Below are 26,084 nucleotides of genomic sequence, written 5' to 3'. Positions count from 1 at the left end.
TGGCGTGTGCGGCGTCTGTCCGGCCAGTCTCGACGACAACTGGGCCGGGTTCTAGAATCGACCACTCGCTCCGTTCAAAAGGTCAAAGGTTACCATGGGTGCTCGTCGCTTCCTCTTCGCCGCGTTGCTGCTGGCGCCGCTGGTCCAGGCCGCGGAGCCGCTGCCACCGGGGGAAAAGCCCCTGCCTGACGAGATCAAGGTGATCCGCTACCAGGCCGGCGACCAGACCATCGAGGAGACGCGCATCCGCGGCGTGCTGCAGTCCACCCGGGTCATCCCCAAGCATGGCGCGGCCTACGAACTAGTGCCCGCCGATGGCAGCAGCACCGCCGCCAACGACAAGCCGACCCTGCACGTCCCCAGCTGGCGCCTGTTCAGCTGGTAGGCGCAAGGCGCCTGGACCGGTAAACTGCGCGCCGCTCGCACATTCCTCCGCCAGGCCCCGTCATGTCCGTCTTCACGCCCCTCGATCGTTCCACCCTCGAAGCCTTTCTCGCGCCCTATGGCCTGGGCCGGCTGCGGGATTTCCGGGGCATCGCCGAGGGCTCGGAAAACACCAACTACTTCATCAGCCTGGAAGGCGGCGAATTCGTGCTGACCCTGGTGGAGCGCGGTCCGGTGGCGGAGATGCCGTTCTTCATCGAACTGCTCGACGTCCTCCACGACGCCGACCTGCCGGTGCCCTATGCGGTGCGCACCCAGGATGGTCAGGCCCTGCGCGAGCTGGCCGGCAAGCCGGCGCTGCTGCAACCGCGCCTGGCCGGTCGCCACGAACGCGCGCCCAATCCCCATCACTGCAGCGAAGTCGGCCACCTGTTGGGCCATCTGCACCGGGCTACTGCGGGTGAAAAACGCATCGAGCGCGCCAGTGATCGTGGCCTGGCCTGGATGCTGGCCGAAGGCAAGCGCCTGGCGCCGACCCTGGACGCGACCACCCGGCCGTTGCTGGAGCGCACCCTGGCGGAGATCCGCGAACTGCTCAGCGAGCAGCCGCCGCTGCCCGAGGCCAATCTCCACGGCGACCTGTTCCGCGACAACGTGATGTTCGACGGCCCCCGGCTGTCGGGCGTCATCGACTTCTACAACGCCAGTTCCGGCTGGATGCTCTATGACCTCGCCATCACGGTGAACGACTGGTGCTCCACCGAGAGCGGCGCGCTGGACCTGCCACGCGCCCGGGCGCTGCTGGCGGCCTATGCCGCCGACCGCCACTTCACGCCGCGCGAAGCCGAGTTGTGGCCGGTGCTGCTGCGGGTCGCCTGCGTGCGCTTCTGGCTGTCACGCCTGATCGCCGCTCAGGCCTTCGCCGGTCAGGACGTGCTGATCCATGATCCGGCCGAATTCCAGCAGCGCCTGGCGGCGCGGCAGCAGACCCCGCTGGAATTGCCGCTGACCCTGTAGCCCAGGGTTCCACGTGGAACCTCTGTGCCGAGCTACAGCTGTAGGCGTCGCTCGATGGCGGGCTGCGCCTGGCCCTGTCGCTGCCAACTTAACCTCGCCTCGATCAGACTGCCCGGCGCGGCACCCAGCCGCGTGGTGACCGGGCAGCCATCGCCCCTGGCCTCGCCGGCCTGGCGGGTGCGAGCGACGCCCCCCGGGCCGTGCAATTCGACGATGAGTTCGTAACGCAGGGGCGCGTCTACGCCGGCGAAGCACAGCTCCACCTGAGCGCCCGCCGGGTGCGGCTGCACCTCCAGGCGGGCGCTGGCCGCGGCGCCTCCCGCCAGGGGCAGGAGGGCCGCGAGCAGCCAGGCGCTGCGCTTCACCGCTGGTTGATGGTGGCGCTGTTGCCGAAGCCGCTCTGCGAGATCTGCGCGCTGTCGTTGAAGCCGTTGAAGTTGGCCGAGGTCTGCAGGATGCTCGCGCGGTTGCTGTCGCCGACCTGGCTGACGCTGGCCGTGCTGATGGCGCTGGTGACGTCGAGACGCGCCTCGTTACCGTTGCCGGTCTGGACGATGCTGGTCTGGTTGCTGTCGCCCTGGACGGTGACGCTGGCCAGGTTGTCGTCGCCGGTGGAGCTGCCGCTGAAGCGGTTGCCGCGGCCGGCCTGGTTGACGTTCAGGGTGTTGCGATTGCCGTCCTGGGTAAAGCTCAGTTCGTTGAACTTGCCGGAGGAGAGCACCGTGGCGACATTGGCCTGGCCGCGCTGGGTCAGCTCCACGGTGTCGACCGAGTAGCCCTGCTGGGTCAGGTCGATGCGGTTGTCGGTGCCGGACTGACTGAGGGAGGCCGTCACGGCATCGCCGCTCTGGTCGACCCGGACCTGGTTGTTGTCGCCGTTCTGCTCCAGGGTCAGCTGGGCACTGGAGGCCGACTGGACCAGGATGCCGCTGTTGCTGCCCATGGAGGCGACGGTGGCCTGGTTGCCGAAGCCGTCCTGGGTCAGGGTATGGACGTTGCTGCCGCCCTCCTGGCGCAGACTCGCCACGTTGCCCTGGGCGTAGCCGTAGACGTCACCGCCCTGAGTGATGGTGGCGCTGCTGGCACCGGTCTGGACCACGCTGATCGCGTTGCCTTCGCCCTGCAGCTGATAGAGCGACGCGCTGTTGCCGGGGCCACTCTGGTCCAGGGTGATGGTGCCGCTGTTGCCGTCCTGCTGGACGGTGGCGGTGCTGTTCTGGGCGAGGGCGTTGGCCGCCACGAGGGCCAGCGTCAGGGCGGCCAGGGGCCTGAGTAGAAACATCTGTCTGATCTCCATGAGTGCCATCAGCGGTACTGGCGTACCACCGTGTTCTGGTTGCTTCCGTACTGGACGATGCGGCTGGACAGGCCCGAGCCGTGCTGTTCGATGCGGGCGTTGCCCTGGACGCCGAGTTGCAGGATGTCGGCCTGGTTGCCGCTACCGAGCTGCTCGATGCGCGCGACGTTGCCGTAGCCGCCCTGGAGGATGACCGCGCTCAGTTCCGTGCCATCCTGCAGGATGCGGGCTTCCTGGGCAGCGCCGCTCTGGGCGACCTGCGCACGCAGGGCGGTGCCACGCTGGTCGATGAGCGCCTGGTTGCCTACGCCGAGCTGGCGAATGGCGGCGTCGCGCCCGGCCGCGGGCGCCTGCCCCAGATCGCCGGTCTCCATCAGATCGGCGGCCGCCGCCATGGCGTCCAGGCCGAGTACCAGGGCAAGGGCCACGGCCAGGCCGCGGGTTGGGCTGCGCATCTCTGTCACCGTCATTGCCTTGGATTCTCCGCCTGGCATTGTCCGGAGCCGCCTGGCCCATCGCTATCGCTCCAGGGAGCGAATCCCGCGGGGCTGGCGGCTTAATCCCTAGCGCCGGGTCGGCTCCAGGTACTTGGTCAGCGCCGGATCCCGCGCATCGCGACCGTCGGCTACCAGCCACAGGCGGCGCTCCACGCCCTGGGCGACCAGATGGGCGACCGCCGCCTCGATGGCCGAGAGCACGCACAGCTGCGCCGGTTCGTTGGTGGTGTAGCCGGACTCGGCTTCGAGCAGCTTCTTGAATTCGATGAACTTGAAGACTCCGGCCTGACGCCCGATGGAATAGATGGTCTTGGAGGTCATGACATTGGCCAGCACCCGGCCGCTGCGGGTGTCGATGGCGCGCAGATTGACCGTCACCTGATCCACCCGGTACTCCTCGGACAGGCCGATGCCCAGGTAGCGCGCCCCTTCGCCGCCGCTGCGGACGTTGGTGTCATAGGCCACCACGCCGCCTTCCAGCAGCAGGTTGGCCGCCTGCAGCGACGGCAGCGCCTGCTGCAGATTTTCCGGCAGATCCGGCTTGTTCTGGGTGGCGCGGATGATCTTGCGCTCGGTCAGCAGATTCTGCAGGCCCTCGCGTTCGAGCACCACGAACCAGCCGCTGGCCTGCAGGGCGTCCACCAGCATGCTGCCGGCGCCCTGGGTGACGGCGGTGGAAAAGGAACTGGCCGGATTGGGCTTGTATTGCCCGGTCTGGTCGCGGAAGCCGTAGACGGCGGCCACCAGCGGGCCCTTGGGCGGCGGCAGCGCCAGCAGGTCATAGTAGGTGGAGGCGCGCGGCGTCAGCGTCGGCGCGGCGTTCTGTTCGGCGGGCATGGGGTCGCGCACGCAGCCGGTCAGGACGAGGGCGGCGGTCAGGGCCGCCGCCAGGGAAAAGGCGTTCATGGCAGGCATCCGTGCTCAGGGTTGGTTGAAGCCGTTGACGGAGATTTCCGAAATCTCCCCGGTCCCGCGGTCGGTGATCTGCACGGTCAGGTTGCCGGAGTCGTCGACGATGTTGACGATGAACTGGTCGGTGGAGAGCGTGCCCGAGTTGCCGTCCTTGATGTCGGTCAGCACCTGGGACAGCAGCCGCGATTCCAGCTGGCTGGTGAAGCGTTCGAGGGGCGACTGGCTGCTGGCGCTGCTGCGCAGGTCGGGATCCTTGTGGCGATCCTGAGCGGTGGCGTTGTTCAGCAGGTAGGTGCCATTGAGCGGATTGCCGCCAAAGGACGGATTCACCGGCGCGTAGACCAGTTCGGTCGCCATGGCCGGGGTGACGCCCAAGGTGCAGAGCAGGGGCAGGGCCTTCCAGGCGTGCGCGTTCATAACTCGTCCTTTTCCATGTCGAAAGTGTCCTGCAGCAGATTTTCCAGGCGGCGCCGGGTGATGCCCTCGTGGACCTGGTCCGCCGCGGCGTAGGCGGCACCCTTGAGTTCGCTGTTGTTCGGCGGGATGAACTGGCGATAGAGCAGCCGCTGCTCGTACTCGACCCAGACCAGGCTGCCCCAGCGCGCCGAGGGCCGTTCGCGCACCACTAGGTTGAAATCCAGGTCGGTGGTGTCGGTGAGGCGGTCGGCGAAGTGGCGATAGAAGTCGTGGCCGAAGCGGGAGATGGTGTTGTCCACCAGCAGTCCCTGGATCAGCTCGCCCTCGGCCCGCAGCGGTCCGGCCAGCAGCAGGCCGAACAGCAGCCAGACCGCCTTCATCCCGGCAGGTCCTGCCCGGCATGGAAGCGCAGCGCCGCCTCGGCGCGATTGGCCGCACCGGTCTTGCGCAGCAGGTTGTGCATGTGGCTCTTGACCGTGTGGGTGCTCAGGCACAGCGTCTCGCCGATGGCGGCGTTGGACAGGCCGCGACCGACCAGGCGGAGGATCTCCCGCTCGCGGCGGGTCAGGCCGTCGGCGGCGATGCTGGGGCGCTCGCGGGAGCGGCGCAGCAGGTGGGCCAGGATGGCGCGGGGCAGCCAGTCCTCGCCGGCCAGCAGGGCGCCCAGCCCCTGCAGCAGCTGGTCGCGACTGGCCTGGGGGGCGAACACACCCTGAATGGCAGGAAAACGTTCGACCCAGGGCAGGGCCTGTTCGACGCTGGCGTTGAGGAAGGCCACCGTGACCGTCGGCGTCAGGCCTTCCAGCCAGCGCTCCAGCGCCGGCTCGGGCACGCTGCCGAGATCGACCAGCACCAGACCGGCCTCGCCGGCTGTGTCCAGCTCGCGGGCGCAACTCAGCTCGATACCGTGGCGTTCTTCCAGAAAGGGTTTGAGCAGTTCTGCCAGCAGGACGTTTCCTGTCGTCAGGCAGACCTTGCTCGCAGGTATCGCGCGCATGTCCATATGGGCTGTCTCATCATCCGTTGCGCGAACGCTGAGACAAATCGCCGGGAGCGACAAGAAAAAATTGAACGATTTCCAGCGACTTACCGGCTCTGTGGACCGCTTGGCAGATTACCCGTCGACCAGCCGGCGGCGGCTAGCTCCAAAGACTTAGCTCTCCGGATTGAAACGCGAAACCAGGCGCGCCGGATGCCGGAGTGCCTGGGCCGGCGATCACCGTCTCAGCGGGTGAGGGTGACCTTGCGCAGGTGGCGCGGCTGGTCCGGGTCCTGACCCCGGGCCTCGGCCAGCAAGGCGGCCATGCGATAGAAACTCTGGATCGCCAGCAGGCCGTCCAGATCCGGATGGCCGGCGACGGCAAGGGGTAGGTCACGCTCGGCGATCTCGTCCGGGGCGGCCAGCAGCACCCGGGCGCCGCGTCCGCGCAGGTCCCGCGCCAGTTGCAGCAGACCGGCCTGCTCGGGGCCGCGCAGGGCGAAGATCAGTAGCGGATAGCCGCGCTCCACCAGCGCCAGGGGGCCGTGCTGCAATTCGGCGCCGCTGAAGGCCTCGCCCTGCAGCGCCGAGGTTTCCTTGAGCTTGAGCGCTGCCTCCTGGGCGATGGCGAAACCGGGCCCGCGGCCGACCACCATGCAGCGCTCGGCGTCGCGCAGTACCGGCAGTGCCGGCGCCCAGCTCAACTCGGCTGCGCGATCCAGCGCTTCGGGCAAGGCAGCGCCGGCGGCCAACAGGGTCTCGTCCTGCTGCCAGTGGGCGATCAGCCGGGCCGCGGCGGCCAGGGTGGCGATAAAACTCTTGGTGGCGGCGACGCTCCGTTCGGGCCCGGCCTGCACGCCGATGGCGTGGCGACAGGCCAGGGCCAGCGGCGAGTCGATCTCGTTGACCAGGGCGGCGGTGCGGGCGCCGTAGCGATCCAAGGCGGACAGCGTCTCGATCAGGTCGGGGCTGCGCCCGGACTGGGAAAAGCCCAGGGCGAGCTGGCCTTCGACGCGCAGCGGCGCCTGGCGCAGGGTCACCAGCGAGGGCGGCAGTGACAGCACCGGCAGTCCCAGGTGGGCCATGGCCAGGTAGGCGAAATAGCTCGCCGCATGGTCCGAACTGCCGCGCGCCACGGTCAGCGCCAGCTGCGGCGGGTGGGCTCTGAGGTCGTCGGCCAGCGCCGCCAGGGCCTGGTCGATGGTCGTTAGTTGGCGAGTGACCGCCGCGCCGCTGGCGGCGGCTTCTGCGAGCATGAGCGAGGTCAAGAGGGTCTCCTTGCGAACGCCTGTTACACGATGTCTGTTGCACGACGCCTGAGTCCCGCACTCTGCCACTCCTGGGCAGGCGCGACCAGCCGACCTTGGCCTAGTCGTTCTCGTCCGCCGCGCCGCCGGTGAACTGCAGGTCGTGCTTGCGCAGCTTGTCGGACAGCGTCTTGCGCGGCAGGCCCAGGGCTTCGGCCAGGCTGCGCAGGGAGGCGTGGGGGCGGGCCAGTTCGCGCTGGATGAGTTCGCGTTCGAAGGCCTCGACCTGCTCGCCCAGCCCGGCGACGGGCGTTGCCGCCACCGTGGCAGCGGCCACGGGGGCGGCCGCCATGGGCGCCAGGGGCGCATAGGCGCTGTTGTCCAGCGCCAGCTCCAGTCCCAGAGCGAAGCGCTCGGCGGCGTTCTGCAATTCGCGCACGTTGCCCGGCCAGCTGTGAGCGATCAGGGCGGCGCGCTGCTCGGCATCGGGCTCGCGCACCGGGGTGCCATGGCGCTGGGCGGCGGCCAGGACGAAGTGGCGGAACAAGGGCAGGATGTCTTCGCTGCGCTCGCGCAGGGCGGGAATGCGCAGGGTGGCGACATTGAGCCGGTAGTAGAGGTCAGCACGGAAGCGACCTTGGTCGGCGGCCTGGCGCAGGTCTTCCTTGGTGGCGGCGACCACCCGGATATCCAGCGGGATCTGCTGGTTGGAGCCGAGTCGTTCGACCTTGCGCTCCTGCAACAGGCGCAGCAGCTTGACCTGGACATCCAGGCTCATGCTCTCGATCTCGTCGAGAAAGAGGGTGCCGCCGCTGGCGTATTCGAACTTGCCGATGCGTCTTTTCTGGGCGCCGGTGAAGGCGCCCTGTTCGTGGCCGAAGAGTTCGCTTTCCACCACGGATTCGGCGAGGGCGCCGGCGTTGATGGCGACGAAGGGGCCGTCGCGACGATTCGACAGGTCGTGCAGGGCGCGGGCCACCACCTCCTTGCCGGCACCGGTTTCGCCATGGATCAGCACATCGGCCTGGGTCGCGGCGAGGGCGCCGATCTGGTCGCGCAACCGCGCCATGCCCGGGGTCTGGCCGATCAGCCGGGTCTGCAGTTCATGGCGTTCGGCCAGGGCCAGGCGCAGGCTGCGGTTCTCCAGCACCAGATGGCGGGCGCCCAGGGCGCGGCGCACGCTGTCGATCAGGGCGTCGTTGGCAAAGGGCTTTTCCAGGAAGTCATAGGCACCGGCGCGCATGGCCTGGACCGCCAGGGGCACGTCGCCGTGGCCGGTGATCAGCACCACCGGCAATTCGGCGTCGCGCTGGTGCAACTGGGCCAGCAGCTCCAGGCCATCGATGCCGGGCATGCGGATATCGCTGACCACCACGCCGGGCCAGTCGCGCACCGCCGCCAGCTCCAGCTCGCGGGCATCGGCGAGGGTGGTCACCTTGAAGCCGGCCAGATCCAGGGTCTGGCTCAGGGCCAGGCGCAGGTGGGCGTCATCGTCGATCAGCAGGATCTGGCTGGCGGGATCGAAGGGGGGCAGGGCACTCATGACTAGGACCTAAGGTAGAGGGCTGGACGGTCAACCGCGGACTTCTTCCTGGGGCACCGCGGCGACCCCCGGCTTGCCATGCAGCAGATAGAGACGCACCTCGGCGCCACCGTCGCCATGGTTGGACAGGTGCAGATGGCCACCGAGGGTGCGCAACAGGTTATCGCAGATCGCCAGGCCCAGGCCGAGGCCCTGGGCGGTGGCCTTGGTAGTGAAGAAGGGTTCGTGGGCGCGGGCCAGGGCCTCGCTGGAAAAGCCCGGACCGTTGTCTCTCAGGATCAGGGTCACGCCGCGTTCATCGATGCTCGTGGTCAGCCACAGCCGGCGGGTGCTGGTCTTTTCCGCCAGGGCGTCGAGGGCGTTGCTCAGCAGGTTGCTGATGATCTGGCGCAAGCGGGTCTCGCCGGCCTGCACCCACAGCGGCGCATCGGGCAGGTCGCGGATCAGCTCCACCTGCATGGCCCGGCGCCGCGCGGCGACCAGCGCCAGGGCGTCTTCCAGGGCGCCCTGCAGCACCACGCTCTCCGGCGCGCGGCGGGCGCCGCGGGCATAGGCCTTGAGGTGGGCGATGATGTTGGCCATGCGCGTGGTCAGCTCGCCGATCAGCTTGAGATTGCCACGGGCATCGTCCAGGCGATCGTGATCGAGCAGCACCACGGCGTTTTCCGTGTAGCTGCGGATGGCCGCCAGCGGCTGGTTGAGTTCGTGGCTGATACTGGCCGACATGGTCCCCAGGGCCGACAGCTTGCCCGCCTGCACGGCTTCGTCCTGGGCGCGCATGAGTTCGCGCTGGGCCTGCTCGCGATCGTGGACCTCCTGCTGCAGCCGCGCATTGAGCGTCTGCAGGTCGCGGGTGCGTTCCTCCACGTTCAGTTCCAGATCACGCTTGGCCCGGGCATCCAGCGCCAGGCGCTCAATGAAGTGGCGCCGCCGTAGGGTCATGACCACCAGCAACAGCAGCAGCGCCAGCAGGGTCGCCGCGCCGACGTAGAGGGCGCTGCGCACCTGGCGCTCGACCATCTCCCGCGGTGCCAGGATCTGCGCCTTCCAGCCCACCTCGTCGAGATTGCGGGTCTGAGTCAGCCAGTCGCCGGGCGCTAGGGTCAGGGGCGCTGGATTGGTGGTGGGGTAGGGCCGGTTGGCATTGACCTGCTCACGCTGGCGCTCGTCCAGCGGATGGGTGGCGCGAAAGCGCCAGGCGTCATGGGAGGTGAGGATGACCACGCCCAGGTCATCGGTCACCAGCAACTGCTCGGGTGCGTTGCCCCAGAGCCGTTCCGCGCTGTCCAGATCGACCTTGACCACCACCACGCCGATGGCGCGCGCGCCGTCACGCACGGCTGCGGCGAAATAGTAGCCGCGCTTGCTGGAGGTGGTGCCCAGGCCGAAGAAGCGCCCCGGCTGGCCCTGCATGGCCGCCTTGTAATAGGGCCGGAAGGAGAAGTCGCGACCGACGAAGCTGTCCGCCTGGCGATAGTTGGAGCTGGCCAGGCAGGTGCCGTCATCCTGCATCAGGTAGATGACATCCGCCCCGGTGCGCTGGCGGATGTCTTCCAGCATCTGACTGGCGGCGTCCTGGGCGCTGCCGTCACGCTGGTCTTCCAGGGCATGGCGCAGCACCGGCAGATCGCCCAGCAGATCCGGCAGCACCTCGTAGCGGCGCAGGGTGCCTAGCAGGTTGGCGACATAGAGGTCCAGGGTCTGGCCGTTCTGCTCGGCCAGTTGCGCTTCGTAATAGTGCTGGGCCGCATAGCGCAGCGGAATCAGCAGCAGCGTCAGACCCAGGGCCAGCAGCAACAGACTGCTCCAGCGGGGGCGCTTGGGAAGGTGAGGGCTCTTGGGCATACGCGGCTACGGTAAGGGGGCGTCTCGGCATTATGCCCAAGCCGGGACCCTGACGAAGGGATTGCCAGACTGTTAACGCCTTAGCAGTCGATTGAAATATCTTGTTACCAATGGCCGTGGCTGTGGAAGGGGACACGGTTTTAACCGGCGAAAGGCGGCTAACTGAGGGTGCAATCAGCCACCGAAGGAGTGACTTCCATGAAAAGCACCACCCTCTGCCTGACCCTTGCCGGCCTGCTGGCCACCTCTGCCGCCTTCGCCCAGACGGCGCCCGCCGATCCGGCAACGCCGCCTGCCGCGACGAGCAGCAGCCCGGCCAAGACCGGCAAGCAGGCCACCACCCACCACAAGAAGGTGGCGCACAAGAAGGTCCACAAGGCCAGCACCAGCGGCAGCTGATCTGTGGCGCGGCACCTCCCCGCGGGGGAGGTGCCTAAAGGGGAGTGCATCCGTTCCGAGGAGTCCTCTCATGCGTACCTCTTCCCTGCTCTCCGCTCTGCTCCTGGGCCTCAGCCTGTCCGGCGCCGCCCTGGCCCAGACCAGCCCGACCAATCCCCCCGCCACCCCCGCGCGACCCGATCCCACCAGCACCCATGGCCTGGAAAAGGCGCCCAGCACCGGCGTCGGCGCAGCCGACAATGGCTCCAGCAGCGGTTCGGGCAGCGATACCGGCACCGATCACGTGAAGAAGCCCAGGAGCCAGCACAAGGATCACTGAGGCGTCCTGCCCATTCCCCCGGGGAATGATCCAATGAGCAAAGATCGCTTGAGCAGCCTGCGCGGGCATGTCGAAATCGGCTTCTAGCCTGAGCCAGGAGCCGCTCCCATGACCGCCGCGTCGCTGCTTTCCCCGGATCTGATCCGCACCCGCTTTTCCCAGGCCATGTCGGCGATGTACCGCCAGGAGGTGCCCCAGTACGGCACCCTGCTGGAACTGGTCGCCGAGGTGAACGCCGGACAACCGGGCTTCGCCGGGGATTCCGCGGAGCGCCTGGATCTGGAACGCCACGGCGCCATTCGCGTTGGCACCGCCGCCGAGCTGGCCATCCTGCGTCGCCTGTTCGCCGTGATGGGCATGCAGCCGGTCGGCTACTACGACCTCAGCGTGGCCGGGGTGCCGGTGCATTCCACCGCCTTTCGCCCAGTGGAACCGGCCGCCCTGCAGAGCAATCCCTTCCGCGTCTTCACCTCGCTGCTGCGCCTGGAACTGATCGAAGACGCCGAACTGCGCCAGCTGGCCGAAGGGGTGCTGAACGCGCGCCGCATCTTCACCTCGGGCGTGCTGGAGCTGATCGAGCGCGCCGAAGCCCAGGGCGGGCTGACGGATGCCGAGGCCAATGCCTTCGTCCAGGACGCCTTGGAGACCTTTCGCTGGCACCGCGAGGCCAATGTCGACGCCAGTCTTTACCAGCGCCTGCACGACGCCCACCGACTGATCGCCGACGTGGTCTGCTTCAAGGGGCCGCACATCAACCACCTGACCCCGCGCACCCTCGACATCGACGCCGTCCAGGCGCAAATGCCCGCCCGCGGCATCGCGCCCAAGGAAACCATCGAAGGTCCGCCCCGCCGCCAGTGCCCCATCTTGCTGCGCCAGACCAGTTTCAAGGCCCTGGAAGAACCCATCCTGTTCCAGGGCGAGGTCCAGGGTTCGCACACGGCGCGCTTCGGCGAAATCGAACAGCGCGGCATCGCCCTCACGCCGGCCGGTCGCCAGCGCTACGACGAGCTGCTGCAGGAGGTTCGCCAGCGCAGCAAGGCGCCAGGCAGCGACTATGCAAGCGTCTTGGCCGAGGTGTTCCAGGCGCTGCCCGACAACTGGGACGAGCTGCGCCGTCAGGGTCTGGCCTGGTTCCGCTATCGCGCTGCGCCCGGCAGCCAGGCGGCTAGCGATAGCCGCGATCCCGAGGCCCTGATCGCCGCCGGCCAACTCCTGGCCGATCCCATCACCTATGAGGACTTCCTGCCGGTCAGCGCCGCGGGCATCTTCCAGTCCAATCTGGGTGCCGGCAGCCAGCAGGAATACCAGAGCGGCGGCAATCGCGCCGCGTTCGAAGCCGCCCTGGGCGCGCCGGTCCTCGACGAGATGGCGCTGTACGAGCGCCAGCAGCAGGAATCCCTGGACGCCGCCCTGGCTGCCCTCGGCCGCCCCGCCTAGAATGTCGGCTCCCGCGTCGGCGGCCCCCGGCCCCGACGCCCGCCCCCGGCAGGCAGCCATGATGTTCACCAAACTCGATCCGACCGACTGGCAGCTCATCCACCTGCTGCAACAGAACGCCCGCGCCTCCAACGCCACCCTGGCCCGCCAGCTGGGCCTGGCGCGCACCACCGTGGTCACTCGCCTGGCGCGCCTGGAGCGCGACGGCATCATCCAGGGCTACGGCCTGCGCTTGGGCTCCGAACTGGAACAGGCCGCCGTGCGCGCCTACTGCGCCATCAGCGTCCTGCCGCGCAGCACCGCCGGCGTCATCCGCGCCCTGGAAAAGATGGTCGAGGTCGAGGAGGTCTCCTCGGTCAGCGGCCAGTTCGACTACCTGGCCTTCCTGCGCTGCACCACCCACGAAAAGCTCGACGAGCTGCTCGACCGCATCGGCAACCTCGACGGGGTGAAGCAGACGCAGACGTCGATCATCCTGAATCGGAAGATCGATCGGCGTTTGGGTAATTGATGGCTTGGCCTTTTAGAGCTTACCGAAAAGTACCTTTGCTGCTTCTTTAAAAGCCGCCACCTGCGTTTAACCAGGCCTGTTCGTCCAAGGTATTGTGCCGGCCTAGAGCGTGATTTCGGTGTGGAAAACGGCCGTAGCGAGCGATCACTTCCAGATGAGCTTCGGCATAACGCCGGTAATGCTCGATGCCCAAGGCCTCGAACAATTCGAGTGAACGCTGCTGATCGGCCAGGGCTTCGGAGTGCTCAAATGGCAGGTAGAAGAAGGCGCGAAGTTCGGCCTCGATCTGCTGATCCAGACCGGCGTCGATCGCCTGTCGCGCGTGCTTCAGGGCTAGGCCGTCGGTCGCGAAGGCGTGGCCACTGTGGCGGAAGATATTGCGCGGGATCTGGTCGAGCAGCAGGCACAGGGCCAAGGCGCCTTCAGCGCTGGCAGCCCACCCGTCCAGTTCACCGCGACTGGCGGCCAGGTGCGTGTCCGCAAAACGCGCGCGGCACTCTGCATCGAATCCGGGGCCGCCGTTGAACCACTGGCGACGGCCGGCAGCGCACCAGAAGGAGACGATCTCGGCTGGGTTCATTTCATCTTCCTTGCCTGATCGGGTTCCACATGGAAGCCCTCAGCCCCGCCCCACATAGGGCATCTTGGTCGCCATCACCGTCAGCGTCTGGACGTTGGCGTCCAGCGGCAGGCTGGCCATGTAGCGGACGGCGTCGGCGACGTGCCTGACATCCATGCGCGGCTCCACGGCGGTGCTGCCGTCGGCCTGCAGCACGCCGTTGGCCATGCGCTCGGTCATCTCGGTAGCGGCATTGCCGATGTCGATCTGGCCGCAGGCGATATCGAAGGCGCGGCCGTCCAGGGCTAGCGCCTTGGTCAGCCCGGCCACGGCATGCTTGGTGGCGGTATAGGGCGCGCTGAAGGGTCTGGGCGTGTGCGCCGAGATGGAGCCGTTGTTGATGATGCGTCCGCCGCGGGGCGATTGGGCGCGCATCAGGGCGAAGGCCGCGCGGCTGCAGAGGAAGACGCCGGTGAGGTTGGTGTTGACCGCCCGGTGCCAGGCGTCCAATTCCAGCTCGTCGATCGGCACCGCCGGGGCGCCGACGCCGGCATTGTTGAACAGCAGGTCCAGGCGGCCATAGGTGTCGCGGATACGGGCGAACAGCGCTTCGACGCTGGCGGCATCGGTGACGTCGCAGGGTACCGCCAGGGCTTCGCCATTCTGTTGCCGCGCTTCTTCGGCGAGGGCCTCCAGGGGTTCGGCGCGGCGGGCGGCAAGGACCACGCGGAAGCCGTCCGCGAGCAGGCCGAGGGCGACGGCGCGGCCAATGCCCTGGGAGGCACCGGTGACGAGAGCGATGGGGCGGACGTTGGTCATGGGCGGTCCTTGGGCTGGGGGAGAGCTTCCAAGGCTAGCAGGTAGGGAGGGTTAGGGTTGAGTGTGTCAGGGAAGGTGAGTAGTCATCGATAGCTGCGGTGGCTCCCATGGGCTCACCGCAGCTTGAAATCGGTCGCCACCAGGATCGCCTGGCCGGAGGGTCGAGCGCGAAGGCGGTCGAGATAGGCGGCGAGGCGGGGCCAGGTCGTCTGCCAGTGAAGGTCCGGCAGGGGCTCCAGGTAGTCGAGCATGGGCGCCAGCAAAGCGTCGGGCAGGCTGAATTCGGCGCCGCAGAGAAAGCTCTGGTTGCCCAGCTGGCGATCGAGCACGGCCAGGGTCGCGTTGACGTCGGCCAGGGCGCGCTGCTCGTTCTCCGGCGTGCGAAAGGGGTCGGGTCGTGGCCCGGCGACGCGCAGCAGGTAGCGGCGGACCAGGCGCGTATCCACGGTGGTCAGCAGGGCGCTGCTCCAGGCGTCCTGTTCCGGGCTGCCGCCGCGTCCCGGCGAGAGCCGACGATCGAGATGGCGACAGATGGCGAGGGTCTCGAAGATTCGCAGCTCGCCATCGAGCAGCACCGGCACCTGGCCGAAGGGGTGCAGCGTCAGATGGGCTTCGCTGCACCAGGCAATGGCCTGGCCGGCGGGTGCGAGGCCACAGGGCAGCTCCAGGCCCTGTTCCAGGGCATGGAGGCGCACGCTGCGCACCAGGGTGCTGAAGGCGGGACCGAAGAGATAGGGCGTCATGCTGCAGGCTCCTTGCAAAGAAGGCTGCATGCTGGCAAAGGGGACCTTATGTTCAAGAACATAATCTGGAGCAACCATGGCCTGGCCCCTTGATCAGCGCGAGCAGACCCGCCAGCGCATCCTCGACAGCGCCGCCCGCCTGTTCGCCCTGCGCGGCTTCGATGCGGTCGGTCTCGATGAGCTGATGGCCGACGCCGGTCTCACCCGCGGCGCCTTCTACCACCACTTCCGCACCAAGACCGAGGTCTATGACCAGGCCATCGCCCATGCCGCGCGGGTCGGCAGCGCCCGGCTCGACGGTCTCGGTAGCGAAGGCCTCGGTCAGCTGGTCGAGCATTACCTGAGTCGCGAGCATGCCGAGGGCGAAGCGCTGCGCTGTCCGCTGGCCTTTCTGGCGGCCGACGTCACCCACCGGGAGGCCGCCATCCGTGGCAGCTACACCCGCTTCTTCGGGCGCTTCGTCAGCCGGCTGGAGCAGGATCTGTCAGGACCGCCGGCGCCGCGGCGCGCCCGGGTGCTGCAGCTGGCCACCACCTTGATCGGGGGCGTAGCCCTGGCGCGGGCGCTGGATGACGAGGGCCTCGCCGAGGAACTGCTGGCGGCCTGTCGTCAGGGTGCTCAGGGGCTGCTGGATGAGGGCGGTGATTTGGCAGCGGCGGCCGGCTAGGCGACACTGGCGGCTCCTTCGTCCGCCGGAGTTACCCATGCAGATTCGCCCCCTCGAAGCCGCCGATTTCGATCAGGTCTGGCCGCTGATCCAGCAGGTCGCCCAGGCCCGGGAGACCTACGCCTACGACCCGGAAATGACCCGCGACGAGGCCTGGAGCCTCTGGGTGGAGCTACCGCGGGCGACCTTTGTCGCCGAGCGCGACGGTCAGCTGCTCGGCAGCTACTACCTTAAGGCCAATGCCATGGGGCCAGGTGACCACGTCTGCAATTGCGGCTACATGGTCGCCCCCGCCACCCGCGGCCAGGGCGTGGCCGGCGCCCTCTGCGAGCACTCCGTGCAGGTGGCCCGCGAACTGGGCTTCCAGGCGATGCAGTTCAACTCGGTGGTGGCCAGCAACCAGGTGGCGGTGCGGCTCTGGCAGAAGCATGGCTTCGAGATCGTCGGCACCCTGCCCAGGGCCTATCGCCATGCCAGCCTGGGGCTGGTGGATTGCCTGGTGATGTATCGCTGGCTGGCGGACTAGCGCCACTCGCTCAACACGGCCTGCAGCGAGGCCGGCAGCATGGGGCCGTGGCCCAGGCCTTCGAGCACCTCGTAGCGCACCCGGATGCCGGGGAGCTGGCCAAGGCGGTCGGCCAGGCGCCGGGTGGCATCGACGGGGACCTCGCTCTGGAAGTGCGCGGGCAGTTCGCGCTCGGCGCCGCCCTGCAGCAGCACCAGGCGGACCGGATGGGCCTGGAAGCGCGCCTTCAATTGCTCGTCGTCTTGCGGCAGCACGGTGGGACTCCACCACAGCGAAGGACTCACGGCGTAGCCCTGGGCAAAGGCGTCCGGACGGGTGAGCAGGGCGTGGAGGACGAACAGCCCGCCCAGGGAATGGCCCCAGACCGCGCGCTGGCCAGGATTCAGGGAGACTTGGCGGGCCACCGCCGGCTCCAGGCGCTCCAGCAGCCAGGCGAGAAAGACGTCGGCGCCGCCGGTGGCCATCTCGCGAAAGCGTTCGCTGGTGGGCGCCGAGGGCGTGTAGTCATAGGCCCGGCCGGGGCCGTCGATACGTTTGCCGCCCGTGTAACCCACCGCCACCAGCACGGGCGGATGGGGCCGTTTGGCCAGGGTATCGAGCAACTCGGCGTTCAGCCCGCCCAGGGCGGCGTTACCATCGAGCAGATAGAGCACCGGATAGCCGGCGGCCGGCGCCGGGGTGGCGGGTCGGGCGATCCACACCTGGTAATGGCGGGCGCCGTCGGTGGAATCCAGCTGGAGTTCGCTGAAGGCATAGCCGTGGCCCGGCTGCTGGAGCACCTGGGCGTCCATGGGCTGATCGATGGGGCGCGCCTGGCCCGGCAGGGCCAGGGCCAGCAGCAGCGGCAGGGCCAGCCAGCTGTAGCGTGGGGGACGGCGAGAGGAGAGCGGCGACAGAGGCATCAGCGAACAAGACTCATTTCCAGTGGAGCGGTCGAGCCTACCGATCTCTGCCGCCGGTCGCCATACTGACGGGGATCTCCGCCGCCCAGGACGCCCCATGCATCACCCCCATCTGCTGTTCGATCTCGATGGCACCCTCACCGATTCGCGCCTGGGCATCACCCGGGCGATCCAGGTGGCGCTGCGCGCCGAGGGGATCGAGGAGCCCGATCTGCGCAGGCTGGAGGTCTTTATCGGCCCGCCGCTGCTGCAGAGTTTCATGACCCACTACGGCTTCGACGAGGCGCGCGCCTGGCGCGCGGTGGCGGCCTATCGAGGGTATTTCCGCGCCACCGGTCTCTATGAAAACGAGGTCTATGCAGGCATCCGCGAGTTGCTGGCCGCGCTGCAGGCGGCGGGGCGGCGGCTCTATCTGGTGACGGCCAAGCCGCGGGTGTTCGCCGTGGAGATCCTCCGGCACTTCGCGCTGACGGAGTTCTTCATCGCCCTGCATGGCAGCGAGCTGGATGGCACCCGCACCGACAAGACCGAGCTGCTGCGTTTCGTGCTGGACACCGAAGGCCTGGCGCCGGAGACCTGCCTGATGCTGGGTGACCGCGAGCACGACCTGATCGCCGCCCAGGCCAACGGCGTGGCGGCGGTGGCCCTGAGCTACGGCTTCGGCAGCCGGGAAGAGCTGGAGCGCCACCGCCCGGCCTTTCACTTCCACAGCGTGGCGGCCCTGCGCCAGGGCTTCGGCCTCTAGCGGCAGGCGCCGACCTGCGCGGCAGTGGCCGGCAGGTCGTGGGGCGCGACGGGGATCAGCCGCAGGTGGCGGTCTGCACCACCAGGCTGGCGCTGGTGGTGATGGTCAGGCGCTGGGAGTTGAAGTCCATGGTCATGGGGTCCTGCGGACGGACCACGCGGACAACCTGGGCACCGGCGCGTTGCCGGCCTTCTTCGGCCAGGGCCGGGGAGAGGGCCTTGCCGACCAGATCCTGGACCGCATCGGAGTTGCACCGGCCACTGCTGCTGACGGCACCGCTCGGGGCCGAAGAGGCCGCCGCCGGGCTGCTCTGGGTTTCGTGCGAGCCGCAACCGGCCAGCAGGGTGAAGAGCGCGGCGCCAGCCAGCAGGAGAGGAGTCTTGAAGCTCATGAGTTCGCCTTTTCGATCGTGAGAGAAGGAACCTTAACCCGTACGGGCCTCCTGATGGACCCCTCAAGGGCGGGCATTGTTACAAAGCGCGATACAGAAGACGTTGCGAGACCTAGGTGAGCGATCGTCCTGCAGGCATAAAGTTAATAAATATAACGTTCGGTAATCGGCCAGATTCGGGTCGGATGGCTTGATCCATTTCTGCCATCGACCATCATCGAACCAGGGCCACCCGGCCCCCACGGTGACGACAACAACAACAAAGGGACACCCGCCATGTCAGCTCGCTATCCAACCACCCTCCCGCCTGACCGCTACCCGATCCGCGCCCGCTAGGCCCTGATCCGCGCGCCCCCGCGGCGCCTTCCGCATCCTCAGTCAGGACGGTCATCTCATGTCTTGTTCGCGCTCGCTTCCGGCCTGCGCACGGGCCCGCTCGTGCCTCGCCTTTACCGCTCTCGCCGCCCTGCTCGCCAGCCAGGGTGCCCTGGCCGCGCCTTCCACCACCCTGGAAAGCGCCCGCCCCAAGCCGTTCAACAGCCTGGAGACGGCGCGCCCCCTGCCGCCCGGACCGCCGCGCTGGGCGGAGGATTATCGCTTCCTCGACGATCCGCAAAAACGCACCGATCCCTTCGACGCGCTGCGTTACCAGCACCTCGGCGACTCCGCCTGGCTGCAGACCGGTGGCGAGGCGCGCTACCGCTTCGACACCATCCGCAATCCGGTCTTTGGCCGGCGCGGGGTGGATACCGATCACTACATCCAGCAGCGCCTGCAGCTGCACGCGGACCTGCACCTGTTCGACGATGCCGTGCGCGCCTTCGTCCAGCTGGAAAACACCCGCGCCTGGAACAAGGCGCTCTACGGCCCCTACGACCAGAGCCGCACCGAGCTGCACCAGGCCTTCATCGACCTCAACACGCCGCTGGCCGGTGGCAAGCTGATGACCCGCATCGGTCGCCAGGAACTGGGCTACGGCAACCAGGCCTTCGTCACCTACCGCGACGCCCGCAACATCCGCCTCAACTTCGACGGCCTGCGCCTGGCCTGGACCCGTCCGGACGGCTACCGGCTGGACGCCTTCGGCCTGAGACCCGTGGTGACCGGCGAAGACAGCTTCGACGACGGCTCCAACAATGCGGTCAAGTTCTATGGCCTCTACGGCACCCTGCCGCTGACCGGGCCGCTCAAGCTCGACGTCTACGGCTTCGGTCTGGAGACCGACCAGCGCACCCTGGATGGCCTGACCGGCGCGGAAAAGCGCTACACCGCCGGCTTCCGCCTGTTCGGCAACGCCGGTCTCTGGGACTGGAGCTGGGACCTGGCCGGGCAGGGCGGGCATCTGGCCGGCGCCCGGATCCGCGCCTGGGGCCTGAGCAGCGAAACCGGCTATCGCCTGGGCGGCGCCTGGAAGCCGCGGCTGGCCTTGCGGGTGGACGCCGCCAGCGGCGATCACGGCCCGGGCGACGACCGCGTCGGCACCTTCGATCCGCTCTTTCCCAAGAACGGCTTCTATGGCGACTCCGGGCTCACCACCCTGGCCAACCTCTATCTGGTCGGGCCGCTGCTGACCCTGGCACCGCGGCCGACGCTGCAGCTGGAGAGCGGACTGTTCGGCGTCTGGCGGCAGAGCACCGAAGACGGCGTCTACCTGCCGGGCATGACCACGGTGCCGGGCACCGCGGCCAGCTCGGCGCGCAAGGCCGGCACCCTCTGGCGCAACAACCTGCGCTGGATGCCCACCGCCAATTTGACCCTGGACCTGGAATACAGCTACTTCCAGGCCGGCGCCGCCGTGCGCCAGGCCGATGGCGACGACACCAGCTTCCTGATGGTCGCCACCACCTTCCGCTTCTGAGGAATCCACCATGCGCCTGCTCTCGACCGCCCCGCCCGGGGCCCGCCTGACCCTGCTGCTGTGCTTCATCGTCGCCCTGCTGGAAGGCATGGACCTCCAGGCCATGGGCATCGCTGCGCCGGCCATGGCCAAGGCCTTCGGCTTCCAGCCGGGACAGATGGGCCTGGTGTTCAGCGCCAGCATCCTCGGCCTCTTGCCCGGCGCCTTCATCGGCGGCTGGTGCGCCGATCGCATCGGCCGCAAGCGTGTGCTGATCGCCTGCGTGCTGATCTTTGGCATCTTCTCGGTGGCCACCGCCCATGTCTGGAGTCTGGAGAGTTTGCTGCTGGCGCGGCTGCTCACCGGCATCGGCCTGGGCGGCGCGCTGCCCAACCTGATCGCCCTGTCCGCCGAATCGGTGGACGAGCGCGCCCGGGCCACCGCGGTCAGCCTGATGTATTGCGGTGTGCCCCTGGGCGGCGCCCTGGCGGCGGTGGTGGGGCTGCTGGACGTCGGCCGCTGGCAGACGGTGTTCTATGTCGGCGGCCTGGCGCCGCTGCTGGTGGCACCGCTGCTCGGGCGTTACCTGGCGGAGACCGCCGGCTTTCTGCGCAAGCGAGGCGGGACTCAGGCGGGTGATCCGCGCGGGGCCTGGCTGGGCGCCATCCCGCTGTCGACCACCCTGCTGCTGTGGCTGGGCTACTTCTTCACGCTCACGGTGATGTACATGCTGCTCAACTGGCTGCCGTCGCTGCTGGTGGGGCAGGGCTTCAGCCGCGGCCAGGCGGTGGGGGTGCAGATCCTCTTCAACCTGGGCGGCGGCATCGGTTCGGTGCTGTTCGGCCTGCTCATGGATCGCTGGCGGCCACGGCTGACGGTGCTGGCCATCTACCTGGGCATCCTGCTCGGTCTGGCCGGACTGGGGCTGGCCAAGGCCTATCCGCTGGTGGCCCTGGCCGGTTTCGCCGCCGGACTGTTCGTGGTCGGCGGCCAGCTGGTGCTCTATGCCCTGGCGCCGCAACTCTATCCGGCGGCGGTGCGGGCCACCGGAACCGGCGCGGCGGTGGCGGTCGGACGCCTAGGCGCCATGGCCGGCCCGCTGCTGGCGGGGCAGGTCCTGGCCCTGGGCGGTGGTGCGGCGACCCTGGTGGCGGCCACCACCCCGGCGGTGCTGGTGGCCGCGGGCGCGGTGCTGGCCCTGCTGCACCGGCGAGCGCCGTCACCGGCGGCTGCAACCCGCGCGGAGGCGCCTGGCCATGCGTAGCCTACTGCTCGTCACCCTGCTGACGCTGACTGGCCTGGCCCGGGCGGCCACGGCGGACGGCGATCCAGCCACCGCCACGCCACCGCCGCTGCAGCTCGAACCCCTGGCGCGCTTCGAGGTGGCCCTCGACGCCCCGGTCTGGGAGCTGGGCCAGACCAGTGACCTGGGCAAGCGGCGCATCATCCCAATCACCGGTGGCCGCTTCGAAGGCCAGCGCCTGCATGGACGGATCCTCGACAACGGCGCCGACTGGCAGGTGGTGACCGCCGATGGCCTGGCCATCATCGACACCCGCTATCTGCTGCAGACCGACGATGGCGCCCTGATCTATCTGCAGACCAAGGGCTATCGCTATGGCCCGCCGGAGGTGATGCGCGAGCTGGCCGCCGGCAAGCCGGTGGATCCCCGGCGCTATTTCTTCCGCGTCACCCTGACCTTCGAGACCGCCGCGCCGGCCTATGCCTGGCTCAACCGCGCCCTGGGCGTGGGCAGCGCCATGCGTCTGGGCAAGGCGGTGGTCTACGACGCCTATCTGCTGCAGTAGAGGAGGGACCGATGCCCACCGGAATGAGTGCGCTCTACGACGATGTCCTGCTGCTGGATGGCGTGCGCACGCCCTGGACCGATCTGAATGGCACCCTGGGGCAGGTATCGCCCACCGATCTGGGGATCGCCGTGGCGCGGGCGCTGCTGGCGCGCGGGCATGAGGCCAGTGCGGTGGATTCCGTGCTGGCCGGCTCGGTGGCCCAGGCCAGCTTCGATGCCTATCTGCTGCCACGCCATATCGGCCTCTATGCCGGGGTGCCCGAGGCGGTGCCGGCGCTGCAGGTGCAACGGGTCTGCGGCACCGGCCTTGAGCTGCTGCGTCAGGCCGGCGATCAGTTGCAAAGCGGCCAGGCCAGCCGGGTGCTGTGCGTGGCGGCCGAGTCCATGACCCGCAATCCCATCGCTGCCTATACCCACCGCAGCGGCTTTCGCCTCGGCGCGCCGGTGGAATTCCACGACTTTCTCTGGGAGGCGCTCAAGGACCCGGCGGCCGGCCTGGACATGATTGCCACCGCGGAGCGCCTGGCGCAGCGCCACGGCATCGCCCGCGAGGCGGTGGATGCCTGGGCGCTGCGGAGTTTCGAGCGGGCCCTGGCGGCCCAGCGCCAGGGCTGGTTCCGCGAGGAGATCGTGCCGGTGGCGGCGGCACGTTTCGAGGTCGCGGGTCTGGTGCCGCGGGAGTTGCGTCTGCCGCGGGGCTGCGCGGTGGTCGAGCATGACAGCCATCCGCGGGAGACCTCACGGGAGGCCCTGGCGCGGCTGACACCGGTGCATTTCGGCGGGGTACAGACCGCCGGCAACAGCTGCGCGGTGGCTGACGGCGCCGCCGCCGTGCTGCTGGCACGGGGCGCGGATGCCGCATCGGAGCGGGCACTGGCCTGGGTGCGCGGCAGTTGCGTGGTGGGGGTGCCGCCCGATGTCATGGGCAGCGGCCCGGTGCCGGCCATCCAGGGCCTGCTCGACCGCGCCGGCCTCAGGCTGGAGGCCATCGACCGCCTGGAGATCAACGAAGCCCAGGGCGCCCAGCTGCTGGCGGTGCAGCAGGCCCTGGAACTGGATCCGGCGCGACTCAATGTGCATGGCGGGGCCATCGCCCTGGGGCATCCATTGGCTGCCACCGGCCTGCGCCTGGCCATCACCCTGGCCCGCCAGCTGCGCGCCGAGGGACTCAGGTACGGGGTGGCGGCGGTGTGCATCGGCGGTGGGCAGGGGATGGCGGTGCTGCTGGAGAATCCGGGGTGGCGGGAATAGGGCAGAACACCGGGATTTAGCTCCGTGCCGCACAGCCCCCTCTCTCTCGGGGAGAGGGTTGGGGTGAGGGTCGCTTTCGATCCAACCTACGACGCCTCCGCCGGCGGCACGACCAGGGGCGGGAAGTGGATGGCCACGCGCAGGCCGTGGCCGCCGGTGGCGGTGGCCAGTTCGATGCCGGCGTCGTGAGCGGTGGCGATATCGCGGACGATGGCCAGGCCCAGGCCGGTGCCGTGGATGCCGCGGTCGAGGCGATAGAAGCGCTCGAAGATACGTTCGCGCTCCGCCTCGGGGATGCCCGGGCCGTCGTCTTCCACCTCCAGCACCGTGGCCCCGGCCTGGCCGCGCAGGCGGACCGTGACCTGACCGCCGCGCGGGGAGTATCTGAGGGCGTTGTCGACCAAGTTGTCGAGCAGGTCGCGCAGCTGGAAGGCATTGCCCTGCACGGTCTGCGGCTTCAGTTCGTAGCCCAGGTCGATGCCGTGGCCATCGGCCTGGGCCAGCTGACTGGGCATGGCTTCGCCGATCAGTTCGTCCAGCCGCAGTGGCTCGCGCGGCGGACTCTCCAGCCGCGCGGTGGCGGCGCGGGCTAGGGTCAGCAACTGGTTGGTCTGGCGGGTCATGCGCTCGGTGGCGGCCTGGAGTTGCGCCAGGGCCGCGGCGCTTTCGGCATCGCCGGCATGGCGCTGGCGTAGCCACTGGGTCAGGGTGCTGATGCCCGCCAGCGGGGTGCGCAGCTGGTGGGCCATGTCGTCGAGAAAGGCGCGCTGGTTGCGCGCGCCCTCGCGGATGCGCAGCAGCAGGCCGTTGAGCGCGGTGACGAAGGTGCCCAGTTCGCGGGGCGCACCCTCTTCGCGCAGCGGCGCCAGGTCATCGTAGTGGCGACTGTCGAGCTGACGCTCCAGCCGTTCCAGGGGCTTTAGGCCGCGGCGCACCGCCCAGAGCAGCTGGGCGGCGATCAGCAGGGCGACCAGGATCTGCACCGCCACCAGGGTCAGCACCATGCGCTGCAGGGCGGCGGTGTGGCGACTCAGGGTCTGGGCCACGCTGGCCACCACCGGTTGCCCGGCCACCTCGCCGAGGCGGCCGACCATGAACACCGAGCGGTCGTTGATACGGGTGCGCAGCGCGGTGGTATGGCCGTCGCGCATCTCATCGGTGATCTCCTGGACCGGCATGGCGGCATCGCCGAACAGCAGCTGGCCGTCGAGAGCGCGCACCGCCAGCCAGACGTGGTCGTGGCTGTTATGGCGCAGCAGGTAGTCGGCTTCGGTCGGCAGCCACAGGCGGCCGTTGCCATCCACCTCCAGCTGTTCGAGCAGCAGGATCGCTGCGTCGGTGAGATCGCCGTCCAGGGCACTGAAGGCCGGTTTGCGGGCGAACTGGTAGCTGACCACGGCGCCGCCGAGGTTGACCAGCAGCACCGGCAGCACCAGCCATTTCAGCAGCCGCCGGCGCAGGCTGGGCGCGGTGGCGGTCATGGCGCGGCTTCTTCCAGGCGATAGCCGAAGCCGCGCACGGTGCGGATACCGACCCCGGAGTCGGCCAGTTTCAGCCGTAGCCGCGAGACATAGACCTCCACGGCGTTGTGGGTCAGGTCTTCGCTGCCCCAGGGCGCCAGGGCGTCGATGATCTGCTGCTTGGAGACCACCTTGCCGGCCTGGCGCAAGAGGTGTTCAAGTACCGCCCACTCCCGGGCCGAGAGGTCCAGCGCAGTGTCGCCGAGGCGCGCCTGGTGGGCGGCGGTGTCCAGGCGCAGGGCACCGAGGGTGAGGTCGGCGCTGTTCTGGCCACCGGCACGACGGACCAGCGCCTTGATCCGCGCTACCAGCTCGGGCACGGCGAAGGGCTTGACCAGGTAGTCGTCGGCGCCCACCTCGAAGCCGTGCACCCGGTCGTCGATGGCATCGCGGGCGGTGAGCAGCAGCACCGGCTGGTCGCTGCCGCGCTGGCGCAAGCGGCGGACCACCTCGAAGCCGTCCAGGCCACCGGGCAGGCCGATGTCCAGCACCACCACGGCGAAGCGGGTGGTGCGCAGCCAGGCATCGGCCTCGGCCCCGTTGCGCAGGAGGTCGACCTGCATGCCATGGCCTTCCAGGACGCGGCGGATGCCGTCGGCCAGGGTGGCGTCATCTTCGACCAGCAGGATGTGCATGGGTGATCCTCAGATTCAACGCGATTCGGTCGCCGTACCGCCGATTATGCACAGGCGCTCAGCGGGGCAGGGCGCAGAAATCGCCCAGCGCTCGCACCAGCGCCAGGCGGTGGAGATCATCGGGACGCGCGGCGGCGAGGTGGGCGGCGAGGGCGCGGTCCAGCGCTGCCGGGCAGTCCGCGGCGGCGCGCAATTCGCCGGTGGCGGCGAGACCGCCGAGCAGCCTGGCCTGGAGTTCGTTCAGCTGGGTCCTGAGCGCCGTCAGGTCCGTCTTCTTGGCGGGCAGCGGCTGTTCGTGGCGCCGCCAGGCCTGCAGCAGGCCGTATTGCACCAGCTTGTTGGCTTCCATCTGGGCGGCGAAAAAGGTCTGGGCGGTGGCCGGGGAGACGGCGGCTGCGGGCGCGGCCTGGGCGACCTCCTGCAGCACCTGGCGCTCGCGGGCTTCGTCCAGCACCGACTTGCCGCTGTCGTGCTTGCTGCGGGCCACCCCATCGGCCAGCGTCAGGCGCTGGGCCATGGCATCCAGCAGGGCCGGCAGCGGCGCCGGCGCGGCCTGGGCGGCAAGGGCGATGCTCAAGAGCGGAAGGGCGAACCAGCGAACACCCGACATGACGGACCTCCAGGGCAGGGGAAAGGGCACCGAAGCTCGCACGGGGCCGCGGGGCGGTCAAGATGGCCGGGGCAGGGCGGTTGCGTGGGAGCGCGGTGGTGGGGGCGGCCCTCACCCAGCCCTCTCCCGGAGGGAGAGGGGGCGGAGCGGCGCGGGGGTTGGGCTGGCGTAGATACCGTCTTCCACCTCAGTGTGCAATTGCTAAGGCAGGATCGAAAGGCTTGCCCGATTTGAGCACGCCATAGGCAATGCTCAGCAGTTT

The 26,084-nt window shown here is 68.9% G+C and carries 31 protein-coding genes; 13 read left to right on the top strand and 18 right to left on the bottom strand.

All coding sequences use genetic code 11. The features are described from left to right. Positions 1-94: 94 nt before the first annotated feature. Positions 95-385, top strand: a complete 291-nt coding sequence (locus tag EC839_RS13230; protein ID WP_007160254.1) for a DUF2782 domain-containing protein — start codon at positions 95-97, stop codon at positions 383-385. Positions 386-447: 62 nt separating this feature from the next. Continuing rightward, positions 448-1,401: a homoserine kinase gene (locus EC839_RS13225; protein ID WP_007160255.1), complete on the top strand. Its 954-nt coding sequence runs from the start codon at positions 448-450 to the stop codon at positions 1,399-1,401. A gap of 32 nt (positions 1,402-1,433) precedes the next feature. On the opposite strand, the gene EC839_RS13220 is transcribed toward EC839_RS13225, so the two are convergent. The 10 genes from EC839_RS13220 to EC839_RS13175 all read right to left on the bottom strand — a co-directional run bounded on the left by EC839_RS13220 (position 1,434) and on the right by EC839_RS13175 (position 10,138). Further along, on the bottom strand, positions 1,434-1,766 hold the full coding sequence (locus tag EC839_RS13220) for a hypothetical protein (protein ID WP_007160256.1): 333 nt from the start codon (positions 1,764-1,766) through the stop codon (positions 1,434-1,436). Then, positions 1,763-2,683: a hypothetical protein gene (locus EC839_RS13215; protein WP_007160257.1), complete on the bottom strand. Its 921-nt coding sequence runs from the start codon at positions 2,681-2,683 to the stop codon at positions 1,763-1,765. The genes EC839_RS13220 and EC839_RS13215 overlap by 4 nt, the downstream gene beginning before the upstream one ends. Positions 2,684-2,706: 23 nt before the next feature. Then, on the bottom strand, positions 2,707-3,153 hold the full coding sequence (locus tag EC839_RS13210; RefSeq protein WP_039975571.1) for a curli fiber surface-exposed nucleator CsgB: 447 nt from the start codon (positions 3,151-3,153) through the stop codon (positions 2,707-2,709). Positions 3,154-3,261: 108 nt separating this feature from the next. Continuing rightward, positions 3,262-4,101, bottom strand: coding sequence for a CsgG/HfaB family protein (locus EC839_RS13205; RefSeq protein ID WP_007160259.1), 840 nt, complete (start codon positions 4,099-4,101; stop codon positions 3,262-3,264). Positions 4,102-4,116: 15 nt separating this feature from the next. Then, entirely contained in the window at positions 4,117-4,524 is a 408-nt protein-coding gene (locus tag EC839_RS13200) for a curli assembly protein CsgF (RefSeq protein ID WP_007160260.1), read from the bottom strand. Continuing rightward, positions 4,521-4,904: a curli production assembly/transport protein CsgE gene (gene csgE, locus EC839_RS13195; RefSeq protein WP_007160261.1), complete on the bottom strand. Its 384-nt coding sequence runs from the start codon at positions 4,902-4,904 to the stop codon at positions 4,521-4,523. The genes EC839_RS13200 and csgE overlap by 4 nt, the downstream gene beginning before the upstream one ends. Continuing rightward, positions 4,901-5,521, bottom strand: coding sequence for a helix-turn-helix transcriptional regulator (locus EC839_RS13190; protein ID WP_237709543.1), 621 nt, complete (start codon positions 5,519-5,521; stop codon positions 4,901-4,903). The genes csgE and EC839_RS13190 overlap by 4 nt, the downstream gene beginning before the upstream one ends. A gap of 227 nt (positions 5,522-5,748) precedes the next feature. Beyond that, positions 5,749-6,759, bottom strand: a complete 1,011-nt coding sequence (locus EC839_RS13185; RefSeq protein WP_039975665.1) for an SIS domain-containing protein — start codon at positions 6,757-6,759, stop codon at positions 5,749-5,751. Positions 6,760-6,871: 112 nt separating this feature from the next. Continuing rightward, positions 6,872-8,293, bottom strand: coding sequence for a sigma-54 dependent transcriptional regulator (locus EC839_RS13180; RefSeq protein WP_007160264.1), 1,422 nt, complete (start codon positions 8,291-8,293; stop codon positions 6,872-6,874). A 30-nt stretch (positions 8,294-8,323) separates the two neighbouring features. Beyond that, the gene (locus EC839_RS13175) at positions 8,324-10,138 is read right to left on the bottom strand and encodes an ATP-binding protein (protein WP_039975573.1); all 1,815 of its coding nucleotides are present in this window, start codon (positions 10,136-10,138) and stop codon (positions 8,324-8,326) included. 198 nt (positions 10,139-10,336) lie between these two features. Here EC839_RS13175 and EC839_RS13170 point away from each other — a divergent pair, with 198 nt between their 5' ends. From EC839_RS13170 to EC839_RS13155, 4 genes are all read left to right on the top strand, one after another. Next, positions 10,337-10,537, top strand: coding sequence for a hypothetical protein (locus EC839_RS13170; protein WP_007160266.1), 201 nt, complete (start codon positions 10,337-10,339; stop codon positions 10,535-10,537). Positions 10,538-10,607: 70 nt separating this feature from the next. Further along, a complete protein-coding gene (locus EC839_RS24785; protein WP_007160267.1) occupies positions 10,608-10,856 on the top strand; it encodes a hypothetical protein in 249 nt (82 codons plus the stop codon). Between the two features lie 108 nt (positions 10,857-10,964). Then, positions 10,965-12,296 carry a VOC family protein gene (locus EC839_RS13160; RefSeq protein WP_007160268.1) on the top strand — a complete coding sequence of 444 codons (1,332 nt, stop codon included), beginning with the start codon at positions 10,965-10,967 and terminating at the stop codon, positions 12,294-12,296. Positions 12,297-12,354: 58 nt separating this feature from the next. Then, on the top strand, positions 12,355-12,807 hold the full coding sequence (locus tag EC839_RS13155; protein WP_007160269.1) for an Lrp/AsnC family transcriptional regulator: 453 nt from the start codon (positions 12,355-12,357) through the stop codon (positions 12,805-12,807). 46 nt (positions 12,808-12,853) lie between these two features. Here the strand turns inward: EC839_RS13155 and EC839_RS13150 are convergent, their stop codons facing one another. The 3 genes from EC839_RS13150 to EC839_RS13140 all read right to left on the bottom strand — a co-directional run bounded on the left by EC839_RS13150 (position 12,854) and on the right by EC839_RS13140 (position 14,928). Beyond that, positions 12,854-13,387 (bottom strand): DUF924 family protein, encoded by a 534-nt coding sequence (locus tag EC839_RS13150; protein ID WP_007160270.1) that lies wholly within the window; start codon positions 13,385-13,387, stop codon positions 12,854-12,856. Between the two features lie 39 nt (positions 13,388-13,426). Next, the gene (locus tag EC839_RS13145) at positions 13,427-14,185 is read right to left on the bottom strand and encodes an SDR family oxidoreductase (protein ID WP_007160271.1); all 759 of its coding nucleotides are present in this window, start codon (positions 14,183-14,185) and stop codon (positions 13,427-13,429) included. 113 nt (positions 14,186-14,298) lie between these two features. Continuing rightward, a complete protein-coding gene (locus EC839_RS13140; protein ID WP_007160272.1) occupies positions 14,299-14,928 on the bottom strand; it encodes a glutathione S-transferase family protein in 630 nt (209 codons plus the stop codon). Positions 14,929-15,004: 76 nt separating this feature from the next. Here EC839_RS13140 and EC839_RS13135 point away from each other — a divergent pair, with 76 nt between their 5' ends. Further along, the gene (locus EC839_RS13135; protein WP_007160273.1) at positions 15,005-15,595 is read left to right on the top strand and encodes a TetR/AcrR family transcriptional regulator; all 591 of its coding nucleotides are present in this window, start codon (positions 15,005-15,007) and stop codon (positions 15,593-15,595) included. Between the two features lie 37 nt (positions 15,596-15,632). Beyond that, positions 15,633-16,121 (top strand): GNAT family N-acetyltransferase, encoded by a 489-nt coding sequence (locus EC839_RS13130; RefSeq protein ID WP_007160274.1) that lies wholly within the window; start codon positions 15,633-15,635, stop codon positions 16,119-16,121. On the opposite strand, the gene EC839_RS13125 is transcribed toward EC839_RS13130, so the two are convergent. After that, a complete protein-coding gene (locus EC839_RS13125) occupies positions 16,118-17,023 on the bottom strand; it encodes an alpha/beta hydrolase (RefSeq protein ID WP_007160275.1) in 906 nt (301 codons plus the stop codon). The genes EC839_RS13130 and EC839_RS13125 overlap by 4 nt on opposite strands. Before the next feature lie 97 nt (positions 17,024-17,120). Between EC839_RS13125 and EC839_RS13120 the strand changes: the two genes are divergently transcribed. Then, entirely contained in the window at positions 17,121-17,768 is a 648-nt protein-coding gene (locus EC839_RS13120) for an HAD hydrolase-like protein (protein WP_007160276.1), read from the top strand. A 55-nt stretch (positions 17,769-17,823) separates the two neighbouring features. Here EC839_RS13120 and EC839_RS13115 read toward each other — a convergent pair whose 3' ends face one another. After that, the gene (locus EC839_RS13115) at positions 17,824-18,159 is read right to left on the bottom strand and encodes an I78 family peptidase inhibitor (protein WP_007160277.1); all 336 of its coding nucleotides are present in this window, start codon (positions 18,157-18,159) and stop codon (positions 17,824-17,826) included. A 394-nt stretch (positions 18,160-18,553) separates the two neighbouring features. Between EC839_RS13115 and EC839_RS13110 the strand changes: the two genes are divergently transcribed. The 4 genes from EC839_RS13110 to EC839_RS13095 are packed head-to-tail and all read left to right on the top strand — an operon-like array spanning position 18,554 to position 23,057. Next, the gene (locus EC839_RS13110) at positions 18,554-20,017 is read left to right on the top strand and encodes an alginate export family protein (protein ID WP_007160278.1); all 1,464 of its coding nucleotides are present in this window, start codon (positions 18,554-18,556) and stop codon (positions 20,015-20,017) included. Between the two features lie 10 nt (positions 20,018-20,027). Then, entirely contained in the window at positions 20,028-21,260 is a 1,233-nt protein-coding gene (gene mhpT, locus EC839_RS13105; RefSeq protein WP_007160279.1) for a 3-(3-hydroxy-phenyl)propionate transporter MhpT, read from the top strand. Beyond that, positions 21,253-21,804 carry a DUF3237 domain-containing protein gene (locus EC839_RS13100; protein ID WP_007160280.1) on the top strand — a complete coding sequence of 184 codons (552 nt, stop codon included), beginning with the start codon at positions 21,253-21,255 and terminating at the stop codon, positions 21,802-21,804. The genes mhpT and EC839_RS13100 overlap by 8 nt, the downstream gene beginning before the upstream one ends. 23 nt (positions 21,805-21,827) lie before the next feature. Then, on the top strand, positions 21,828-23,057 hold the full coding sequence (locus EC839_RS13095) for a thiolase family protein (RefSeq protein ID WP_007160281.1): 1,230 nt from the start codon (positions 21,828-21,830) through the stop codon (positions 23,055-23,057). A gap of 86 nt (positions 23,058-23,143) precedes the next feature. Here EC839_RS13095 and EC839_RS13090 read toward each other — a convergent pair whose 3' ends face one another. The 3 genes from EC839_RS13090 to EC839_RS13080 are packed head-to-tail and all read right to left on the bottom strand — an operon-like array spanning position 23,144 to position 25,822. Next, positions 23,144-24,538, bottom strand: a complete 1,395-nt coding sequence (locus tag EC839_RS13090; RefSeq protein WP_007160282.1) for a sensor histidine kinase — start codon at positions 24,536-24,538, stop codon at positions 23,144-23,146. Beyond that, positions 24,535-25,212, bottom strand: coding sequence for a response regulator transcription factor (locus tag EC839_RS13085; protein ID WP_007160283.1), 678 nt, complete (start codon positions 25,210-25,212; stop codon positions 24,535-24,537). The genes EC839_RS13090 and EC839_RS13085 overlap by 4 nt, the downstream gene beginning before the upstream one ends. 58 nt (positions 25,213-25,270) lie before the next feature. Further along, the gene (locus tag EC839_RS13080) at positions 25,271-25,822 is read right to left on the bottom strand and encodes a chorismate mutase (RefSeq protein ID WP_007160284.1); all 552 of its coding nucleotides are present in this window, start codon (positions 25,820-25,822) and stop codon (positions 25,271-25,273) included. Positions 25,823-26,084 lie beyond the last annotated feature (262 nt).

The sequence above is a fragment of the Pseudomonas sp. JUb52 genome (genome assembly GCF_004341115.1).
GTDB lineage: Bacteria > Pseudomonadota > Gammaproteobacteria > Pseudomonadales > Pseudomonadaceae > Chryseomonas > Chryseomonas oryzihabitans.
The sequence above is the reverse complement of the archived record's forward strand: the minus strand, read 5'-3'. Positions and strand labels throughout refer to the sequence as shown.

Excerpts from the sequence above, each read along its gene's own strand:
- EC839_RS13160 (WP_007160268.1), top strand. The coding sequence starts at position 10,965 with ATGACCGCCGCGTCGCTGCTTTCCCCGGATCTGATCCGCACCCGCTTT.
- EC839_RS13090 (WP_007160282.1), bottom strand. The coding sequence starts at position 24,538 with ATGACCGCCACCGCGCCCAGCCTGCGCCGGCGGCTGCTGAAATGGCTG.
- EC839_RS13115 (WP_007160277.1), bottom strand. The coding sequence starts at position 18,159 with ATGAGCTTCAAGACTCCTCTCCTGCTGGCTGGCGCCGCGCTCTTCACC.
- EC839_RS13145 (WP_007160271.1), bottom strand. The coding sequence starts at position 14,185 with ATGACCAACGTCCGCCCCATCGCTCTCGTCACCGGTGCCTCCCAGGGC.
- EC839_RS13135 (WP_007160273.1), top strand. The coding sequence starts at position 15,005 with ATGGCCTGGCCCCTTGATCAGCGCGAGCAGACCCGCCAGCGCATCCTC.
- EC839_RS13085 (WP_007160283.1), bottom strand. The coding sequence starts at position 25,212 with ATGCACATCCTGCTGGTCGAAGATGACGCCACCCTGGCCGACGGCATC.
- EC839_RS13140 (WP_007160272.1), bottom strand. The coding sequence starts at position 14,928 with ATGACGCCCTATCTCTTCGGTCCCGCCTTCAGCACCCTGGTGCGCAGC.
- EC839_RS13095 (WP_007160281.1), top strand. The coding sequence starts at position 21,828 with ATGAGTGCGCTCTACGACGATGTCCTGCTGCTGGATGGCGTGCGCACG.
- EC839_RS13080 (WP_007160284.1), bottom strand. The coding sequence starts at position 25,822 with ATGTCGGGTGTTCGCTGGTTCGCCCTTCCGCTCTTGAGCATCGCCCTT.
- EC839_RS13210 (WP_039975571.1), bottom strand. The coding sequence starts at position 3,153 with ATGCGCAGCCCAACCCGCGGCCTGGCCGTGGCCCTTGCCCTGGTACTC.
- EC839_RS24785 (WP_007160267.1), top strand. The coding sequence starts at position 10,608 with ATGCGTACCTCTTCCCTGCTCTCCGCTCTGCTCCTGGGCCTCAGCCTG.
- EC839_RS13110 (WP_007160278.1), top strand. The coding sequence starts at position 18,554 with ATGTCTTGTTCGCGCTCGCTTCCGGCCTGCGCACGGGCCCGCTCGTGC.
- EC839_RS13170 (WP_007160266.1), top strand. The coding sequence starts at position 10,337 with ATGAAAAGCACCACCCTCTGCCTGACCCTTGCCGGCCTGCTGGCCACC.
- EC839_RS13215 (WP_007160257.1), bottom strand. The coding sequence starts at position 2,683 with ATGTTTCTACTCAGGCCCCTGGCCGCCCTGACGCTGGCCCTCGTGGCG.
- EC839_RS13200 (WP_007160260.1), bottom strand. The coding sequence starts at position 4,524 with ATGAACGCGCACGCCTGGAAGGCCCTGCCCCTGCTCTGCACCTTGGGC.
- EC839_RS13130 (WP_007160274.1), top strand. The coding sequence starts at position 15,633 with ATGCAGATTCGCCCCCTCGAAGCCGCCGATTTCGATCAGGTCTGGCCG.
- EC839_RS13230 (WP_007160254.1), top strand. The coding sequence starts at position 95 with ATGGGTGCTCGTCGCTTCCTCTTCGCCGCGTTGCTGCTGGCGCCGCTG.
- EC839_RS13190 (WP_237709543.1), bottom strand. The coding sequence starts at position 5,521 with ATGCGCGCGATACCTGCGAGCAAGGTCTGCCTGACGACAGGAAACGTC.
- EC839_RS13120 (WP_007160276.1), top strand. The coding sequence starts at position 17,121 with ATGCATCACCCCCATCTGCTGTTCGATCTCGATGGCACCCTCACCGAT.
- EC839_RS13100 (WP_007160280.1), top strand. The coding sequence starts at position 21,253 with ATGCGTAGCCTACTGCTCGTCACCCTGCTGACGCTGACTGGCCTGGCC.
- EC839_RS13225 (WP_007160255.1), top strand. The coding sequence starts at position 448 with ATGTCCGTCTTCACGCCCCTCGATCGTTCCACCCTCGAAGCCTTTCTC.
- EC839_RS13155 (WP_007160269.1), top strand. The coding sequence starts at position 12,355 with ATGATGTTCACCAAACTCGATCCGACCGACTGGCAGCTCATCCACCTG.
- EC839_RS13175 (WP_039975573.1), bottom strand. The coding sequence starts at position 10,138 with ATGCCCAAGAGCCCTCACCTTCCCAAGCGCCCCCGCTGGAGCAGTCTG.
- EC839_RS13180 (WP_007160264.1), bottom strand. The coding sequence starts at position 8,293 with ATGAGTGCCCTGCCCCCCTTCGATCCCGCCAGCCAGATCCTGCTGATC.
- csgE (WP_007160261.1), bottom strand. The coding sequence starts at position 4,904 with ATGAAGGCGGTCTGGCTGCTGTTCGGCCTGCTGCTGGCCGGACCGCTG.
- mhpT (WP_007160279.1), top strand. The coding sequence starts at position 20,028 with ATGCGCCTGCTCTCGACCGCCCCGCCCGGGGCCCGCCTGACCCTGCTG.
- EC839_RS13205 (WP_007160259.1), bottom strand. The coding sequence starts at position 4,101 with ATGAACGCCTTTTCCCTGGCGGCGGCCCTGACCGCCGCCCTCGTCCTG.
- EC839_RS13150 (WP_007160270.1), bottom strand. The coding sequence starts at position 13,387 with ATGAACCCAGCCGAGATCGTCTCCTTCTGGTGCGCTGCCGGCCGTCGC.
- EC839_RS13185 (WP_039975665.1), bottom strand. The coding sequence starts at position 6,759 with ATGCTCGCAGAAGCCGCCGCCAGCGGCGCGGCGGTCACTCGCCAACTA.
- EC839_RS13125 (WP_007160275.1), bottom strand. The coding sequence starts at position 17,023 with ATGCCTCTGTCGCCGCTCTCCTCTCGCCGTCCCCCACGCTACAGCTGG.